A 16,804-nucleotide genomic window follows, 5' to 3' on the forward strand; every position below is an offset into this window, starting at 1 on the left:
TGCCGGTCATCGTTGCGTCCTTCATTGAAGTGTATGGATACCGTAAGTCGTATCCGTTCGGATGCCGGCATCCTGGCGCGTGGACAGGAACCCGTCCCAGCCGAGACGCCCGCCCCGCTCCGGATCACCCAGCAGGCATCCGTTAATTTCTTCCGCTTTCAGCACCAGGCGAACTTCATACTCAAGGCTGGCGCCGGTCAGCATGGTCAACCACTTTTCCAGTGCCTGGGCGGCTTCACCACCAGGCAGGAAGGCGTCAAAACTGTCCTTCGCCAAAGGTCCCACCACCAAACGCATCCTCAGGTCCCGTTGCCAAACCCGTTCGCCCGCCACAGCGCCGACCCCAAGCCGGGCATTACTCGCCCCCAGACGGGTGCGCTGTTGCTCGGGAATCTCATACCAGGCGCCGACGAACTGCTCTACTTTGATCGGCACCTGGAAGTAATCGGCCAACAAACGCTGCATCTGCACCGCCGCCACCGGCCGCTGCCCCACCGTGGCGGCATGGAAGGCCACCGCCTGATCCGGAATCGCGCCCGGAGCCTCATTTAACCGGTCTCGCAGCCCGGGTACGCCTACGCCGGCCAGCGACAACAGTAATGGCAGGAAGCGCTCTCGCTGATCCAGCTCATACTGAATTGCCAGCCGGTATTTCTTCCAGGCCCCGTAATGCAGCGCCACCGCCCGGTTGGTGAAAATATCAAGAAAGGCGCGGGCGGCCCGATCTCGCTGAAAGATCTCCCGCTCATGCAGCCATTCACCGTAATGCCAGGGCAAGGCGCCCTTGACGCCAAGCAGGCCCATGAAACTCGGCGTCAACTGGACTTTGCCAAGTTTCTCCATGGTCAGGGTGTAATCCACCGCCCCGGGCCGATCCAGTCGCTCCCCCTCCTCCGACCAGGCCTCCAGTTTCTCCAGTTCACTGGCGGGAAAACCCAGAGACAGGCTGCTGCCAAAGCGCATGTGCCGGGCCACCGCGTCGTCATCCGCGCTGCGCGTTTGGCGCTTGAACAACTGCTCGATGATCCGCACCGACTGGAAAAACCCAAAGCGGTGAGGCTCACTGAGCAACTGCTGGGCTATACCAGCGTCGATTCGCCGCTTCGGGGAGGGCATTGAATCAGTACCTCATTGCTTTGACGGGAAAGGATGTTCAACTGGGTGAAGCTGTTGGCATGGACATAAAGGCCAAAGAAACGGTCCAGGGCGGCTACGAAAGCCGATAGCCCGGTGCCGACGAAGCTGCTTTCATCGATGGTGAGATTGATTTCCACTCCCCTTGCCACCGCCGCGAAAGGCCGGCCCGGCAACCAGCTGGTGACCGGACGGTGCTGCACTTCGAGCAGCCCTTCAATCTGCCGCCGTGCCACCGCCGCCGAGGACAGATCGTAAAGTGACAGCATCTCTTTCAACGCTGGCAGGCCGCTACCAGCGATCGAAAGATGATTGAGGGACAAATGGGAGATCAACCGCCAGTGCGCGTTTCTGCCGCCGATGAATCGGCGCGGGCGCGAAGGCTTGCGCAGCATGGTGATGCTTTTCACCGAAGTGTCGGTTTCCATGGTCAGATCACCACCGCTGACGCCGTAGGCCAGGTGGCTGGGCAGATCCCGGTTGGTGCAGGTCAGGTCCAGACCCACCACATCCGTCTTGGGCACGGTCGGGTTGAAACGCAGATCGACGAAGGTGATTTCGGTTTCGTAGCCGGGACTCTGTTCGGCCAGTTCCTCATCCCGTCTGGCCATCCAGTAAAGCCCCTCGCCTCCGGCATCCTCACCATGGTGCAGGGAATAGAACGGGCGGAACGTCTGGATATCCTCTCCCAACGGCGTTTGCCGCACCCGTTTCACCGTGTCGATGGAGTAAATCTCGTGAGCAAAGGCATTGCGGGCGTCGGCCACCACCGGATAGCTGGCCTGGCGTTCATGCACGTGAATCGGCTCACCCCGCTGGCGGAACAAATTCACCACCGGTGAACACCCCAGCAGCACATTGTCCCTGCTGAGCCCCTCAAGCAATTGCTGCTGCTCACCGTCGGTGTGCGGTGCATCCAGCGCGAAATGGACGGTAAAACTGCCGGATGCCATGGACGACAGCGATTTTATATCGAGATCGAAGAAACCGAATTTTTCCGGAAAGGCAAACAGTTCAGTCAGTAAACGATAAGCCGGATGGGAGCGACTCGGATAATCGATCAAGGATTCCTCGTCGTCGAATCCGACCTGCCGTATTGGTGTTTGGTCCATCGCGAGCCACCGCCCGCTGTCATCCGCTTCCACGTAAGTGGCGCCTATGCCATAGGCAAGCGCGTCGCGAAGGGCGGCACAGAAGGAGGGCTCTCCGTCGGTGAACAGTCTCAGGGTGTCCACGCCAAGAGTGGCGAACGACAATTGCGTGGAGGCCAGCTCGAATCGTAGAGAAAGCTGCCCCTGCCCCGCGCCAACGCCCCCCATCGCCATGGGGGCCCGCATTACCGGGCGGTAGATGGCCTCGGTGAGCACAATCGGCACCAGCGTGACATCATAAGCGGTGCGGAAGCGGCAATTCACCCCTCGTACCGGTCGCGAACGCAACGCCGTGCCGCGCGGAATGCGCAATGGCTCGCTAAGCGTCGACAGAGCATTCCCCACATCAAAGCGAGCAATCGAGCACGACGGGAATGGACGCAAGTAATGGGGGTACAGCACTTCAAGCAGCGCATCGGTGAATTCCGGAAAATCGTCATCCAGTTTCTTGGAAATACGCGCGCTCAATAATGCGAACGACTCAATCAGCCGTTCCACATGAGGATCTTCACTGACGTCCGCCGACAGCAGCAGACGGCTGGCAATCTTGGGATAACGCTCGGCGAACTCCTTGCCATACCGGCGCAGAAAGCCGAGTTCCCGTTCGTAATATGGAAGCAGATCACGCATGTTCAGGACGCCCTGGCGTTACGGCGGAATCCGCTCACCGAATACTGCAGCGTCGAGGGTTGTAGCATCGCATCGAAGCTGACAGGCTCCCGCGCGGGACGGATATCCAACAAGGCGTGAATGGTAAAATGCAGTCCGCCGCCTGGTGCATTGCCTTCATCCAGGGTGACGGTGACTTCGTGTAATCGGGGCTCGTGACGGGAAATCGCATCCTCCAGGGAGCGGCAGATCAGCGCCCGGTCATAGGCATTGACCAGACTCATGGCGGAAAAGTCTCGCAGCCCATAAACCATCAGGGATTTCCGGCATTGGGGAAAGGCGTCGAACAGGGTTTCCGATAACGCCATGCGGCTATTGAGCAGACCTTCCAGGTCTCTCGCCACGGTTTCCTTGTACTGCCCCAACGAAGACGCTTTAAAGATATTCTGGTCGCCCGGCTGTTTCGGCGCGTCATCAAACAACTTGTCGAGCAGACTGGGTTCCAGTCCCTTATCCCATCGTTTCACGCTCATCCCCTTTTTCGCCCTGACTTCATGACATTATCGGGATTGCGCCAGTCTCACCGCCCATTCCCTGGCTCGGTGCGGCAAAAAAAGCGGTGGCGCCCAGAGCCGGACGCCACCGCCGCTCATCAGAATTGAGGAGCGTTTTTGTTGAGGTTCCACTGGCCCATGGTCTTACCACCGATACCACCTTCCGGTTTCTGCTGGTTATAGGTCCAGCGGATGGCGGCGAAGCTGAGCAGTACTACTTCCTGGGGCAAGCCATCTTCACCGATGGTGGTGGTCACCCGGTGTACAAGGACATTCTTGAGCTCGACCTTGTAGTAGTTGATGGCGTTGCCGTCCTTGTCGGCACGCATGAAATCGATCTCGGCCTTGGCGAAAGTGGTCCCGTTGGCACAGGCCTGGCACAGCACGGTGCTGGACAGGTCGATGGATTTGACCACTTCGATGGGGCCGAAGCTCACCCGTTCCGCGGTTTGACCACCAGAGCTGGACGCGGTGGGAGCACGCGGTTGCAGGATGTCCTGCGAAAACGATTGAATCTCGATCCATCCTGGATGCTTATCATCATTGGATTCGCCTTTAATGGAATCGATGTTTAAAAATGCATGTTGCATGTCAAGTTCCTTCCTTCATGCGGTCTAGACGACGCCATGCCGCCCATTTCCGTTGCCCCTTCTTTGGCAACTCATTAATCGATCCGGCAACGGCACCCCGCCACGCCGGACCCCGTGAAATCGCTATGACTTTTTGGCGGAAGCCGGGAGCTCCGCCACCAGCCGCAGCGATACAGACAGTTCATCAAGCTGGAAATGCGGCCTGATGAACGCGACTGCCCTGTAGGAACCCGGCTTGCCGGGCACTTCCGAGACCTGAATGGATGCTTCGCGCAGCGGGTACTGAGCTTTGGCTTCCTGAGTGGCGTTATCGTCAAGGAGCACGTACTGGGAAATCCAGCGGTTAAGAAATTCTTCCACGTTGCCCGCGGAGGCGAAGCTGCCGATCTTCTCTCTCATCATCGCCTTGAGATAGTGGGCGATGCGGGAGACCGCGAACATGTATTGGAGCTGCGCGGAAAGAATGGCGTTGGCATTGGCAGCGTCGGTGTTGTACTTCTTCGGCTTCTGCGCTGACTGAGCGCCGAAGAACGCGGCATAGTCCGTGTTCTTGCAATGCACCAGCGGAATAAAACCAAGATCGCTCAGTTCCTTCTCACGGCGGTCGGTAATCGCCACTTCGGTGGGGCACTTGAGAGCCACCTCACCATCGTCGGTGCGGAAGGTATGGGTCGGCAGATCTTCCACCAGCCCGCCGCCTTCGACGCCGCGAATGGCGGCACACCAGCCAAAATCCTCGAATGCCGCGGTAAGCCGGGTGGCCATGGCATAGGCGGTGTTACACCACAGGTATTTACTGTGATCCGCGCCGTCCACCTCTTCCACGAAGTTGAAGCCTTCAACGGTGGTGCCGTCTTTCGGGTTGTAGGGCAACCGGCCCAGGAAACGCGGCAGCGTCAGCCCCACGTAGCGGCTGTCCTCCCCGTCGCGGAAGGAGCGCCATTTGGCGTATTCCACTGTGTCGAAGACCTTGGCGAGATCCCGGGGTTTACCCAGGTCGGTGAAGCTTTCCAGACCCAGCATGTCTTCCGAAGCCGCGGTAATGAACGGCGCATGGGCCGCCGCGGCCACATGGGACATCTGCTCCACGAAGTACATGTCCTGAGGTTGCCGGCCAATGGCGTAGTCGCCGATCAGGGTTCCGAACGGAGCGCCACCAAAGGTGCCGAATTCCTCTTCATAGACTTTCTTGAACAGAGCGCTCTGATCGAAGTCGATGGCGGAGTTGAAGTCGCGAATCAGATCCTGCTTCTTGGCGTTAAAGGCCTTGATCTTCATCATCGAGCCTGTGGAGGTATGCTCGCAAAGGTAGTGCAAACCGCGCCAGGTACTCTCGAGATCCTGAAATTCCGGCGCGTGCATTACCGCGCTCAATTGATCGGAGATCAGACGATCCAGCTCGGCGATACGGGCATCCAGCGTCATGTTGAGATTGTCGGACACAACCACGGTGCCTTCCATAACCTCTTTCGCCAGTTCGGAGATGATATCCTTGGCCCGGCGATGCTCCTCATCGGACTTCGCCACCCGGCTCTCTTCGACGATCTGGTCGAGAAGGCCTTCGGTTTCGGTTACCGTTCCCGTCTCATTAGTGCTTGCCACCTCTTTTCCCATGGTCATCACTCCTGATCGTCGTCGGCGCCGCTGTCTTCTCGCAGCGCCTTCAGTTGCTCGGTGTTTTTCAGCACGTCGGAAAGCAGATCTTCCAGCTTCTCGTTGCCGATCAGTTTATTGCGCAGGTCCGCCAACTTGGTGCGGGATTCCAGCAAACGACGCAGCGGTTCCACCTGTTCAACCACCGCTTCCGGACGGAAATCTTCCATGGACTTGAACTTCAACTCGACCCCGAACTCACCGCCCTCTTCCGTCAGTTTGTTCGGTACCCGGTAGACCGCCCGCGGCGTCATGCCTTCCATCACTTCGTCGAAGTTGTCCATATCCACATTGACGAATTTGCGGTCCTTGACCTTCGGCTGCGGCTCTTCCGGGTTGCCACTGAAATCGCCCAACACACCGACGACAAAGGGCAATTCCTTCTGTTCTATGGCATCGCCCTTCTCCACGTCATAGGTGAGCTGTACTCGCGGCGGACGTACCTTCTGAAGACGTTTTTGAGTGCTATCCTTCTTGGACATGGAGCTATCTCCTGGCTGAATCGACGGGGCGGGACTCAGTCACCGCCAATACCACTGAACGGATCGTTGGCGCTGCGTTTGCTGACCGTTGTCTTGGGTTTGGGCGGCGCGCTGACACGGGGTTTCGGGCGCGGCGCCGGGCGGCTGACCCTGGCGCTGCGGTTATCTTCCTCGTCGTCGACCACCGGCTCCTCGCCAATAGCGGTTTTCAGTGTTTCCGCCAGCGCCCTCGCTTCGCGGCGCGCGGTTTCGGAACCCAGTGCATCCCGTTCACCGAGACGCTGCAGGGACTGGCTGGCGATACGCAAACCACTCAAGGTGAGGATGCCTTCCGCGATAAGATCACGGCCATCCCGCTGCAGCGCTTCTTCAGCGGCGACGATGGCGTGGGCATAGTTATTGCGATCGAACTGGATCTGGGCCATACGAACCCAGGGTTCCTTGCGAGTGGGATCGGCTTTGGCGGCGTTGGCGAACGACACCAGAGCGGCGTCCACCTTGTCATTGCTCAGCGCGCCTTCGGCACGCCCCATCTGTTCGCCATATTCGGCGGACTTGCGACCGGACATCATGCTGCAAGCACTCAGTGTGGCAAGCATGATCGCTACCGTGACAAGACGTATTAGGCGTTCCCTGTTCAATACCATCTCTTATGTCTTCTAAGGTTATGTTTTCCGTCCACGCCTGACATGTCGGCAAACGGACGAACCATAATCAAAGAGCAACAGGAGAACGGCGAGTCAGCGCCGAAACGCTTGAGTGATGTGGGTTCAGGGGAAAAGAAAAATGAGGTATTAATCCAGTCCCTGGACATCGTACTCTGTGTCGTCCTTGCTCTCGTCAGAAGGCCTTCCGATCTCCACAAACGTGATACGCATCCCCGCTCGATCGGTGGTTGCCGCCGTTCGAAGCCACTCATGCATATTCATACTAACGTGCATGGATGTCAGCTTTGTGACGAAAAACAACGGCATGGCCAATTGGGCCGAGTATAGTGGGCATGTCCGACCTGTCAAGCAAGGCCACATTTCACCGTTGTTTGGCACCACACCGTGGCCCTGGATGCACTGGGCCAGGCGGGACTAAACTGCTAAAGTGCATGCCATCGAAACACGGCCTACTTCAGGATAAAACCAGGACTTTCTACGTATGGATACGATGCGCTCCCCTGTCCCGCGCCGCTCCGTTTTTTTGAACCAGTTCACAAAAAATATTCTGCTGACCGCTCTGTTAATATCGCTTCAAGGCTGCGCGCTGCTTGGCTCCGATGACCCCAAGGAAACCGTCATCCCGGTTCGCCTCTACGGCGGCGACAATCTGAACGCCGGCACCGGTTATCAGGCCTACTCGCTTGTGGTACGAATTTATCATTTGCGCGACACCCAACGTTTTTATGAGGCTTCGTTGCAGGACTTTCTCGATGACGATGCCGAGACCCGCACTTTACGCAACGATTTGATCAGCGTCAGTGAAGTCGTCTTGACGCCCGGTGCTCATCATCTGATCGAAGCCCGTGTTCCGGAACAAGCGAAGGCGATCGGCGTTGTGGGGCTGTTCCGCTCTCCGGCGAGGGAGCGTTGGCGCTTGGCTTTCGATGTCACCGAAAAGCCCGTCATCAAGTCCGGGCTTACTCTGGGGTTTCACGCCTGCGCGATGACCAGCGACGGCACCGGCCTGATCCGGACACCCACCGGCGACCCCGCCAGTCTGGTGGCCGTGAGATGCCCCGCGTTACCGCGCTGAAACCACCGCCAGCGCGGATTCCATTATCCATTGCATCCCCCGAAAGGGGCCGGTAGTCTTGCGCGGACAGTCAATTAAGGACGAAGCTCGACGCTAACCGCGCGGAGCCGGATTGATATCAAGGGAAGATACTGTGTCGCATGTCAGCCGCATGTCGAAGGTACTTTGGGGGGAAGGCCTGTTCCTTCGCCCACAGCACTTTCAACGCCAGGACACTTACCACGAAGCGCGCCTTCATCATGTCGCGCAAAGCCTGCACCCCTACCCCTGGGGTATTCGCCAAATCCGCCTGGACCAGCGCGCCCTTGAAAGTGGTGCCGTTCGTATTCTGGAACTGTCACTGGTATTCCCGGACGGCGAAATTTACCAGGCACCCGATGCCGACGCTCTGCCCGACCCCTTACGTCTGGAGGAACTCCCCGCCGGAGTGTCCAGCACAGTGATTCATCTGGCTTTGCCTCTGCTCAAGGAACATGGCGGCAACTGCAATGACGATGGCGGCAACGCCCGGTTCACGCAGACGCTGATGGGGACCACCGATCTGTACACCGATTCCGCCCAGGCGGAGCTCACCTATCTGAAAAAGTCCGTGCGGTTGCTTACCGATGACACCCCACGCGATCGCTATCTGACCGTGCCTTTGTTGCGGGTCAAGCGCACCTCCACGGGTGGGTTCGAGCTGGACGACAGCTTCATGCCGCCGTGTCTGCACCTGGACGCCTCGGATTATCTGACCCGTCAGTTGCGTGGACTGCTGGATGCCTTGCAGGCCAAATCCGAGGCTCTCGGCAATCAGCAACGTCAAGCTTCCCAAGGGCTGATCGAGTTTCGTTCTTCGGACGTGGCGTCATTCTGGCTATTGCATACCGCCAATACCGCCTACGCCACGCTGTCGCATTTCTTCGCTCAACCCAAATTTCACCCGGAGCGGCTCTATCAGGAGCTGCTGCGTCTGGCCGGGAATCTGCTGACCTACTCGACACAACACAGCCTGGCGGATCTTCCTCAGTACCGTCACGAAGCCCCGGATGAGGCCTTCGCGGCTCTATTCCATCTGGTGCGGGATCTGCTCGACACGGTCATTTCCACCCGCCACTTCGCCATCCCGCTGGCCGAAATCAAACCGTCTTATCATCGTGGCATGCTGGACTCCCAGCGGATTGACGCCCAGACCGCGCTTTATCTGGGCGTCGCCGCGGACATGCCCGGCCAGGAACTGGTGGAAACGGTGCCGGTCCGGTTCAAGGTGGGCGCACCGGACGATGTGGAAAAATGTGTTCTGGCCGCCATGCCCGGGGTTAAGTTGATCCATGCCAGTCAGATTCCGGCCGCCATTCCGGTCCGTCCCGGCAGCTACTATTTTTCCCTGGAGCCCCGTGGTCCGCTGTACGAACGGATGCTCAAGGGACAATCGGTGATGGTCTATGTCCCCACCGGCGTACAGGACCTGAAACTTGAATTGATCGCGGTGACCTCATGACCGAAGGCCCTTCTCTCTCCGCACGCCCTTCCCTTACCGGCGCCGCGCCAGCGGATACCGGTACCGCGCCACGGGATACCGTCGCCGGTGGCCGCCTGTTGGACCTCATGTTTGATGGCTTCTATTTGCTGGTGCTGCTGAAACGGGGCCAGTTACCGAGTCAGGCGGATGCCTTTGCCAGTGAGATTCAGAGCTTTCTGGAAGGGGTCGAACGCAGCGCGATGAAGAACGGCATCGCTTCCGAAGATATCTATGCCGCCAAATATGCTTTCTGCGCGGCGGTGGACGAAGTCATTTTGTCGCAACCGACCAGTCTCCGCGATGAATGGGAGCGCCATCCGTTACAACTGCGCCTGTTTGGCGATCATCTGGCGGGTCAGCATTTCTTTGATTATCTGGAAGATTTGCGGGCCCAGGGCGCGCCCAGGCTGGCTTCACTGGAGGTTTATCACTACTGCCTGCTGCTGGGGTTCGAAGGCAAGTACCGGCTCGATGGCAGCGAAAAGCTGGGTTACCTGATTGCCCGTCTTGGCGATGAGATTGCCTACCTGAAAGGACAACGCAGCGGCTTCGCCCCGCACTGGGCACCACCGGACAATGTTCGCCATACCCTCCGTCGGGTGGTGCCGCTTTGGTTGCCGCTGATATTCCTGGCCGGCTTCGCGGTACTGGCGTTTTTCGGTCTGCGTCTGACCTTGAATCAACAAACCGAAACCAGCCTGGCGGCTTACCAGGACATCGTGCAAATGCCAGAGCGCACCGCGCACATCACCATCACGCTGCCTTGATGCGGCGAACGCCACGGAGTCGTGCCCCGTTATGGATCATTGGCAAGACCTGATCAGCCCAATTCGAGATGACGCCCCCACTGGTGACGATCTGTCTTTTTCGATGGAATTCGATGCCATTCAGGAAGCCAGGCGCGCCGACGATCCCACTCTGGATCAAGGGGAATGGGTCACCGATATCAAATACGCGGATTGGCCGGGCGCGGCCAAACAGTGTCGCGAGTTGCTGCGGAATCGCACCAAGGATTTACGGGTGGCATCCTGGCTCGCCGAAGCCAACACCCAGTTGCATGGCTTTGCCGGGCTGGCCGGCGGCTATCGCCTGATCGCCTATTTCTGTGATCATTATTGGGACACCGTGTACCCGATGATGGACCAGGGCGACGCGGAAGAAAGGGTTGGCAATCTGGTCTGGCTGCTGACCCAGTCGCAGCAATGGCTGCGCACCCTGCCGCTGGTGAATGCCCCTCAGGGACGCTTCGGGCTTAACGATTTCGAGACGGTGTTTTCCCGGGCGGAAAATCCCGAGCAGGATCCCGGCGACCATCCGGATCAGGATCAGTTGCAGGCGGCCCGGCGGGACACCTCGCCGGATTACTACCGGCGTCTGCTCGAGGAAATCCCCGACTGTGGCGCCGCGCTACGCGAGTTGCGGGATGCGGTGGACCGGCATTTGGGTGTGGACGGCCCCAGCTTCAGCGCGGCCGAGGATCTACTGACGCTGTTGAATCAGACCGCCCGCCGCTTCGCTCGGGATGCCAATGTGGACGTTCCTGGCGATGACACCGAGGTCGGTGCTGGCGATCCCAATCCTCCGATCATCTCCGCCACGCCGGCGGCCAGCCATGGCGGCCCGATCCAATCACGACAACAAGCACTGGAGCAGCTGCGGGACGTAGCAGCGTTCTTTCGCCGCACCGAACCGCACAGCCCGGTGGCCTATCTGGCCGAACGCGCCGCCCGCTGGGGCGAGATGCCTCTGCATCAATGGCTGAAAACGGTGATCAAGGACGACGGCATATTGTCGCAGGTGGAGGAATTGCTGGATGTGGAGCGGGATCAGGACATGAACTGATCCCGCTTTCCGAGCGCCATCAGAGAATGCGGAACTCGATGCGCCGATTGCGCGCGCGCCCTTCGGGCGTGGCATTGTCCGCCACCGGCTCATCCGGCCCCTTGCCGACCACCCCCAGAGCGTCTTCCCGCACGCCCTGTTCGATCAGGTAACGACGCACCGCGTCGGCCCTGGCGTAACTCAACGCCACATTGTTCTGACGGCGGCCGACATTATCCGTATGGCCAATGATCTGGACATGGGCCTCTCCCATATCGCGCATCACCTCGGCCATTTCATCAAGAATGCGCTGTCCGTCAGGTGTCAGCCGGTCACTACCGCTCTGAAACCGGATCAAGCGATCCGCCAAAGTATCGTCCAGACGTTGTTGGCGGGACTCACCGAGCCGCAGACTGTTGGTCACCGTGTAGTCCCGGCTGCTCGCCATACTCAAGGCGCTGGCCACACGCTGGCGCTGAGCTTCGTTATCCACTTCACCGGTGATGCGGACACTCTGGCCTTCAATGTTGATCTCGCCGCCACGGATTGATTTAAGTTCCGGCGACAACATATTGGCCACGTACTGGCCCCAATTCGGCGGAGCGGGCACTGCTTCCACCTGGATGCGGTCCACCACCCTTTCGGCGCCGTAAATGTCATGCAGACGTTCCAACACAGCCGCCCGGGTGGCCTGATCCGGGACCACGCCCTTGGCCACCACCGGTGGCAACGAAGGCTTCGCCGGAGCCTCCTCCGCCTCCTGAGCGAATGACACTTGTATTAAGCCACCACACAGCAACATCAGTATCCCTTTGCGCCAGCTCATATTTCACCCCCGAGAAAGGTTTCCATGAAAAAGCGGCGGGCGCTGCCCAGGGACAAATCGCCACGATCGATGTAGCTGGCGAGCCGGTTCAAGCTGACATTCATGGCCATATAGTCCTCTACCCAGTCGGCGTCCTGCACGGCGATCAAATGGGATTCCGCCACGCTCGGATCCCATACCGAACGCAGTATCTGGTGATCGGCCCCATTAAAGCCGATGATCATTGCCGGCACCTCGCCGCCGCGAATCAGCACCGCCAACTCGAAATCTCCACGGCGAACAAAGCCTGTGAGCATGTCCAGCCACCAGGTGGCGGTCAGCGCCTGCGCTGCCGCCTCCGCGGGCAGCGGCAGGATCAAACCTTTGTCGATACTTACCTGTTGCTGGCTCATCAACGGCTGCAACAACAACCCCAGCGCCGGCAGGCTGCGCTTAAGCGCCACCGTGGGATGTCCAGCCCGATGCATGCTCTGCTCCAGTCCGGCCAGTGTTTCCTGCTCCAGTAACTGTTGGAAACGGCCCTCAAACGCCTGTGGCTGGATCTCCACCGCGAAATCGCGCTGCCCCAATCCGGCCAGCTCCGAGGCCGCGTCCGCGCTGTGCACCGCCCGGCTCGACTCCTTCGCCAATTCCCGCCAGACGGGGAACAGCGCCAGCGGACTGCGGGCGATGAATCCGGCGGTATCCGCCACCTGCAAGCGCAGCGCGGAGAGGAAAGGATAGCGTCGCTGGGAAGCGTCGCTGCTCGGTAGCATATGGCCGGCGATCGCCAGTTGACTGCGTGATCCGAGAAAGGCGAAGTGGAGCCATGGCGCCTGGTCGTACAGCGTTTTCCAGTCCGGATTGTGGCTGAACTGGTCCAGGCTGCTGGCTGCCCAGCGGTCCAACAGCGACATCAGGCGATGTTGATCGTTGCTGCGCACAAAGTCCCCACGGGAAGGCACCTTGCCGAAGTATCCCGCCTGTACGGTTTGCGTTTCCGCCGTATCACTCATCCTCGCCTCCCTGGCCGGCAAGCCGCTCATCCGCTCCTTCTCCGGCAACGATTCGAGGCAGCTTCAATCCTCGCTGCCAACTGTCACTGTCGCTGCCGGAACCAGCCCGGCGCACGGTGCGCATTTCCATGGAAATGGACACCGTGCCCTTGCTCCAGGTCACCGTGCTGCTGTCCGAGCGGCTCTCCAGGTTGGCCGCGTCCATCAACTGAGCGAAGCCGTTTTCTCCGGGGAAGTCGGCCAGTTGTACCCGCCGACCGTCGCTGGTGGTGGCCACCAGGGTGGCGCCCGGGGTGGCGCCGCGATTGGGCCATTGCATGGTTTCCCATTGCGGCGGCGTATTGCGGTAACGCAGCGACTGGCCGTCGATTTCAAGAACGTACTCCACCGCGCCGATGGCCGGCGCCGGCAGGATCTGGAAGATGGTGACATCAGCTTCACCGGCACCGCCACTCTGACCACTCACCCAATCGCCATAGCCACTGACCAGCTCGGGTGACAGGCGGATTCCCATTCCAGCCCAGCGACGCGGTGTCAAAACGTTGCCCCGCTGGATCACCAGGCTTCCCAGCGCGTCCTTGTTGAAGGTGGCGATGGCGCCGGAGGGACCGAAGATCGCCGTCACCTCGGTTTTCGGCGCATCCTCATCGGCACTCAGATCAAACGGAAATTGCTGGCCGATACCCTGATCAAACGGTTGGTACACCTGAGCCTGCCAGGTCCGGTTGATCTCGTTCTCGGCCGCCGGCACCAGCGCCGCGAAGGTTTGCGTCAGCGGTTGCAACAAAAGCGGCCTGAGCGCCTGTTTCTCTTCCGCGCCAAGCCCGGTGAGCAACTGCTCGTCCACCAGCCGTAATGCGGAGCTCAGCTCCGAGCCCTGATTGCTCAGCGTTTCCTGCATCAGGGTACGAGCGCCGGGACCCGGCACCTCCGCCATTTTGATGTCATTCAGACGGGATCGTGTCGCCGCCAGAGCCTCGAAGTAAGCATCAATGGCCGGGGCCTGCCCGCTCCGTTTCTCCATCAACTGAGCGAACCCTTCGAAGGCTTTGCCCACCGGCCCCAATGGCGGCAGCATGGCTTCGCCGGTTTTCTCATCGATTTCGAAGGACATTCCGGACATGCCTGCCGGAGCACGGCGCAGGATCACGCGTTTGAACCAGTTGACAATACCGCTGTTCTGCTCCGAGCGCTCACTGACCCGAGCGTACAGGGCTCTCGGATTATCCCAGACGGTCTGCTCATGCACGGCCTGTAGCAGGGCTTTCAGCGGGGAGCTTTCGCTGTTGCCGAGCCGGTTCATGGCGCTGGTGGCGTCGTCAAAGCCGGACGAGAAACCCGCCACGCTCACGCCACGCAGGAAACGCTGCCATTCCGCGGCATATTCCTGCTTGTAGAGTGCGGTAATCTGGCGGGCGATGTGTTCCGGGCTGCCGGCCAAAGAGAGATCACTCTGCTCGGTGGTGTCGAGCACCCAGTCCGTGGTGTTGAGCTGGGTATTGGCGGCTTCGTGGATGGCGTCCTTGATATATTCCTGCCAGGCTTCCCGGGAGAACGCCCCGGAAATGGCATAGCTTCCATTCAGCAGATTCTGCCCGTTGGCACCCGCCAGCAGGGAATTCACCGTGATGGTGGAGAAACGCGCGGCGGCACGGGCCTTGATCTGGGCGAACACCCGCTCCATCGCCGGCTGCCCTTGCATCACGCCACGTAATGCCTGACGGGTATCATTGACCAGAGAAACCCGGGTGTCGATCTCCGGCCACCCCGGCTTGCTGGCACTGGCGACATAAAACGTCATCAGCTTTTCCGCTGCCCGCGCCACATCCTCATGGCTCATCTGGCCCCGGTTCGCGTCGAGCCAACCCCGCCAGTAACGAGTCAGCTGGTTGGCCAGATGGGTTTGTTCCACCCGCCCGTGATCGCCGAGCATCAGATAGGCTTTGAGCGCGTTATAGGCTTCGGCCGGGTCCTTTGGCGAGGGCGGCACGTACAAGGCCGTGCGCGGTTCCTCTCTGCTTTCTTCCATGGACAGCTGGTCCGCGTTCGCCACCACCTTGCCCAGGTATTCCTCCAACCGGGCCCGGGTCGGCCGTACCATCACCTGATCCATGCCGGCGAAGTATTCCCGCCACAGAGCAGCTTCGATGTTGTCGCCCTGATAAAGCCCCATGGTGGTGGTGATGCCGCCATCGCGGCGGTACTGGCGCAACTGCTCCAAACGGTCCTGAAGCAGCAGCAAGGCGTCAATACGGGACTGCAGATCCAGCCGCCCCTCCTGGATCTGAACCGCCTGCTGCAAGTCACGGGAGGCGTTCGCCACTAATTGCCGGTTGGTGGTGTAGGACCACGCCCAGGTGCCCAGCAGAGCCGCCACTACCAAAGCCCCCGCCAGAAAAGCGCCATAGCGCATGCGGGTCCGGTAGGGGCTGGAGTATTGGCGCACCAGTTCTTTGTCGGCAAAAATCACTTTGCGGAACAGGTCTTTGAGAAAATGAGCCTGATCCGGTTTGCCGTTTACCGGTTCGTCCTTGTCCTGCCGCGGTGCCAGGGAAAATTCGTCGGCGATCCGCTCGGAGGCATGCAGTACCGTCTCCCCTTCGTGCAGCGCGCTGGTGAAATAGAATCCACGGAACACCGGTTTGAACTGGTACGGATTGTCCTCGAACAGACTGGCGATAAAGGTGCGCAGTACCGGTTTAAGGCTGACGAATTCCAACGGCAAGGTCAGCAAGCCCGGCGCTACTTCCCTGCCCCGTTGCATCGCCATGTGAGACAGGCCCATTTCCTTGAGGCCTTCCGCCAGCTCGTCGAAATGCTGGTCGAAGATCGACAGTTCGTCCACCTGAGCCTGGGGGTCATAGGGTAAGGTGGCGCCCCACACTTTCTCCCGTTCGGACGGATCCAGACCACTGAAGAACGACATGAAACCAGCGATCAAGTCAGCCTTGGTGAAGACCACGTATACCGGCGCGAACACTTCCAGCCGTTCGGTCACCTCCTGCACTCGCTGGCGCAGATTTCGGGCCAGCTCGATGGCGAACTCCGGACGGTTACCGGACAGTTCGGCGATACTGGCGGCGATGATAATGCCGTTGATCGGTGCACGCGGGCGGTGTTTCTTCAGCAAGTCGAGGAAGGACAGCCACTCACCACGGTCCTCGCCACCCACCGAGTAACGTCCGGCGGTGTCCAGCACGATGCCCTCGGAGGTGAAGTACCAGTCGCAATTGCGGGTGCCACCAATCCCCTGCACCACGCTGTTGCGATTGTCCTCAAAGGGAAACTTGAGCCCGGAATTAAGAATGGCGGAGCTTTTCCCCGCCGCCGGATTGCCGATGATCACATGCCACGGCAGCTCATAAAGCGCCGCCTTGCCTTTGAGAACGCCCAGGCGCGACGATTTGATCGCCTTGACCGCTTCCTGCATGCGGCCCCGCACTTCCTCGATATCGCCGCGATCCTCGGCCTTGGCGTTGCGTGACGCCCGCTCGGCCTGCTCGTTCATCAAACCGTCGATATCCCGGGTGGCCCGCCGTTCGCGCCAGCGCCGTATTCCCCACCGGATCAGGGTGAACAGCCCGAGCACCAGTGCCAGAATCAGCAACGCGAAGCCGATCTGGCTGCCCGGGTCCCCGCCTCGCCATAACAGGAAGATCCCGATCACCAGTGCCAAGACCGCCCACAATCGGTAATTGATCAACCAGGCGCCCAGGCTGGCAAGCCCCTTTCTCATGCCCGACAT

The 16,804-nt window shown here is 59.8% G+C and carries 14 protein-coding genes; 4 read left to right on the forward strand and 10 right to left on the reverse strand.

All coding sequences use genetic code 11. From position 1 onward, the window contains the following. Positions 1–21: 21 nt before the first annotated feature. From tssG to MA04_RS16720, 7 genes are all read right to left on the reverse strand, one after another. Positions 22–1,116, reverse strand: coding sequence for a type VI secretion system baseplate subunit TssG (gene tssG / locus MA04_RS16690; RefSeq protein ID WP_163126816.1), 1,095 nt, complete (start codon positions 1,114–1,116; stop codon positions 22–24). After that, positions 1,080–2,915, reverse strand: a complete 1,836-nt coding sequence (gene tssF / locus MA04_RS16695) for a type VI secretion system baseplate subunit TssF (protein ID WP_163126815.1) — start codon at positions 2,913–2,915, stop codon at positions 1,080–1,082. The genes tssG and tssF overlap by 37 nt, the downstream gene beginning before the upstream one ends. 2 nt (positions 2,916–2,917) lie before the next feature. Then, positions 2,918–3,427 carry a type VI secretion system baseplate subunit TssE gene (gene tssE, locus MA04_RS16700; RefSeq protein WP_163126814.1) on the reverse strand — a complete coding sequence of 170 codons (510 nt, stop codon included), beginning with the start codon at positions 3,425–3,427 and terminating at the stop codon, positions 2,918–2,920. A 119-nt stretch (positions 3,428–3,546) separates the two neighbouring features. After that, positions 3,547–4,038 (reverse strand): Hcp family type VI secretion system effector, encoded by a 492-nt coding sequence (locus MA04_RS16705; protein WP_022995904.1) that lies wholly within the window; start codon positions 4,036–4,038, stop codon positions 3,547–3,549. Between the two features lie 123 nt (positions 4,039–4,161). After that, positions 4,162–5,652, reverse strand: a complete 1,491-nt coding sequence (gene tssC / locus MA04_RS16710; RefSeq protein WP_262461667.1) for a type VI secretion system contractile sheath large subunit — start codon at positions 5,650–5,652, stop codon at positions 4,162–4,164. A 5-nt stretch (positions 5,653–5,657) separates the two neighbouring features. Further along, positions 5,658–6,173 carry a type VI secretion system contractile sheath small subunit gene (gene tssB, locus MA04_RS16715; protein ID WP_133490773.1) on the reverse strand — a complete coding sequence of 172 codons (516 nt, stop codon included), beginning with the start codon at positions 6,171–6,173 and terminating at the stop codon, positions 5,658–5,660. Between the two features lie 35 nt (positions 6,174–6,208). Next, complete coding sequence (locus MA04_RS16720; protein ID WP_163126812.1) at positions 6,209–6,772, reverse strand: tetratricopeptide repeat protein; 564 nt, start codon at positions 6,770–6,772, stop codon at positions 6,209–6,211. A 550-nt stretch (positions 6,773–7,322) separates the two neighbouring features. Here MA04_RS16720 and tssJ point away from each other — a divergent pair. The 4 genes from tssJ (at position 7,323) to tssA (ending at position 11,259) form a co-directional block, all read left to right on the forward strand. Further along, entirely contained in the window at positions 7,323–7,916 is a 594-nt protein-coding gene (tssJ, locus tag MA04_RS16725; protein ID WP_240342785.1) for a type VI secretion system lipoprotein TssJ, read from the forward strand. Positions 7,917–8,067: 151 nt separating this feature from the next. Next, on the forward strand, positions 8,068–9,396 hold the full coding sequence (gene tssK / locus MA04_RS16730) for a type VI secretion system baseplate subunit TssK (protein WP_262461672.1): 1,329 nt from the start codon (positions 8,068–8,070) through the stop codon (positions 9,394–9,396). Then, complete coding sequence (icmH, locus tag MA04_RS16735) at positions 9,393–10,184, forward strand: type IVB secretion system protein IcmH/DotU (protein WP_262461674.1); 792 nt, start codon at positions 9,393–9,395, stop codon at positions 10,182–10,184. The genes tssK and icmH overlap by 4 nt, the downstream gene beginning before the upstream one ends. A 31-nt stretch (positions 10,185–10,215) precedes the next feature. Then, positions 10,216–11,259, forward strand: a complete 1,044-nt coding sequence (gene tssA, locus MA04_RS16740; protein WP_262461676.1) for a type VI secretion system protein TssA — start codon at positions 10,216–10,218, stop codon at positions 11,257–11,259. Positions 11,260–11,278: 19 nt separating this feature from the next. On the opposite strand, the gene MA04_RS16745 is transcribed toward tssA, so the two are convergent. The 3 genes from MA04_RS16745 to tssM are packed head-to-tail and all read right to left on the reverse strand — an operon-like array spanning position 11,279 to position 16,804. Further along, positions 11,279–12,064, reverse strand: coding sequence for an OmpA family protein (locus MA04_RS16745; RefSeq protein WP_262461677.1), 786 nt, complete (start codon positions 12,062–12,064; stop codon positions 11,279–11,281). After that, on the reverse strand, positions 12,061–13,059 hold the full coding sequence (gene tagF / locus MA04_RS16750) for a type VI secretion system-associated protein TagF (RefSeq protein ID WP_262461678.1): 999 nt from the start codon (positions 13,057–13,059) through the stop codon (positions 12,061–12,063). Before tagF ends, MA04_RS16745 begins: the two co-directional genes overlap by 4 nt. Beyond that, positions 13,052–16,804, reverse strand: coding sequence for a type VI secretion system membrane subunit TssM (gene tssM / locus MA04_RS16755; protein WP_262461680.1), 3,753 nt, complete (start codon positions 16,802–16,804; stop codon positions 13,052–13,054). The genes tagF and tssM overlap by 8 nt, the downstream gene beginning before the upstream one ends.

The sequence above is a fragment of the Alloalcanivorax balearicus MACL04 genome, assembly GCF_025532145.1.
GTDB classification, from domain to species: domain Bacteria; phylum Pseudomonadota; class Gammaproteobacteria; order Pseudomonadales; family Alcanivoracaceae; genus Alloalcanivorax; species Alloalcanivorax balearicus.

Excerpts from the sequence above, each read along its gene's own strand:
- tssG (WP_163126816.1), bottom strand. The coding sequence starts at position 1,116 with ATGCCCTCCCCGAAGCGGCGAATCGACGCTGGTATAGCCCAGCAGTTG.
- tssF (WP_163126815.1), bottom strand. The coding sequence starts at position 2,915 with ATGCGTGATCTGCTTCCATATTACGAACGGGAACTCGGCTTTCTGCGC.
- tssE (WP_163126814.1), bottom strand. The coding sequence starts at position 3,427 with ATGAGCGTGAAACGATGGGATAAGGGACTGGAACCCAGTCTGCTCGAC.
- MA04_RS16705 (WP_022995904.1), bottom strand. The coding sequence starts at position 4,038 with ATGCAACATGCATTTTTAAACATCGATTCCATTAAAGGCGAATCCAAT.
- tssC (WP_262461667.1), bottom strand. The coding sequence starts at position 5,652 with ATGGGAAAAGAGGTGGCAAGCACTAATGAGACGGGAACGGTAACCGAA.
- tssB (WP_133490773.1), bottom strand. The coding sequence starts at position 6,173 with ATGTCCAAGAAGGATAGCACTCAAAAACGTCTTCAGAAGGTACGTCCG.
- MA04_RS16720 (WP_163126812.1), bottom strand. The coding sequence starts at position 6,772 with ATGCTTGCCACACTGAGTGCTTGCAGCATGATGTCCGGTCGCAAGTCC.
- tssJ (WP_240342785.1), top strand. The coding sequence starts at position 7,323 with ATGGATACGATGCGCTCCCCTGTCCCGCGCCGCTCCGTTTTTTTGAAC.
- tssK (WP_262461672.1), top strand. The coding sequence starts at position 8,068 with ATGTCGAAGGTACTTTGGGGGGAAGGCCTGTTCCTTCGCCCACAGCAC.
- icmH (WP_262461674.1), top strand. The coding sequence starts at position 9,393 with ATGACCGAAGGCCCTTCTCTCTCCGCACGCCCTTCCCTTACCGGCGCC.
- tssA (WP_262461676.1), top strand. The coding sequence starts at position 10,216 with ATGGATCATTGGCAAGACCTGATCAGCCCAATTCGAGATGACGCCCCC.
- MA04_RS16745 (WP_262461677.1), bottom strand. The coding sequence starts at position 12,064 with ATGAGCTGGCGCAAAGGGATACTGATGTTGCTGTGTGGTGGCTTAATA.
- tagF (WP_262461678.1), bottom strand. The coding sequence starts at position 13,059 with ATGAGTGATACGGCGGAAACGCAAACCGTACAGGCGGGATACTTCGGC.
- tssM (WP_262461680.1), bottom strand. The coding sequence starts at position 16,804 with ATGTCGGGCATGAGAAAGGGGCTTGCCAGCCTGGGCGCCTGGTTGATC.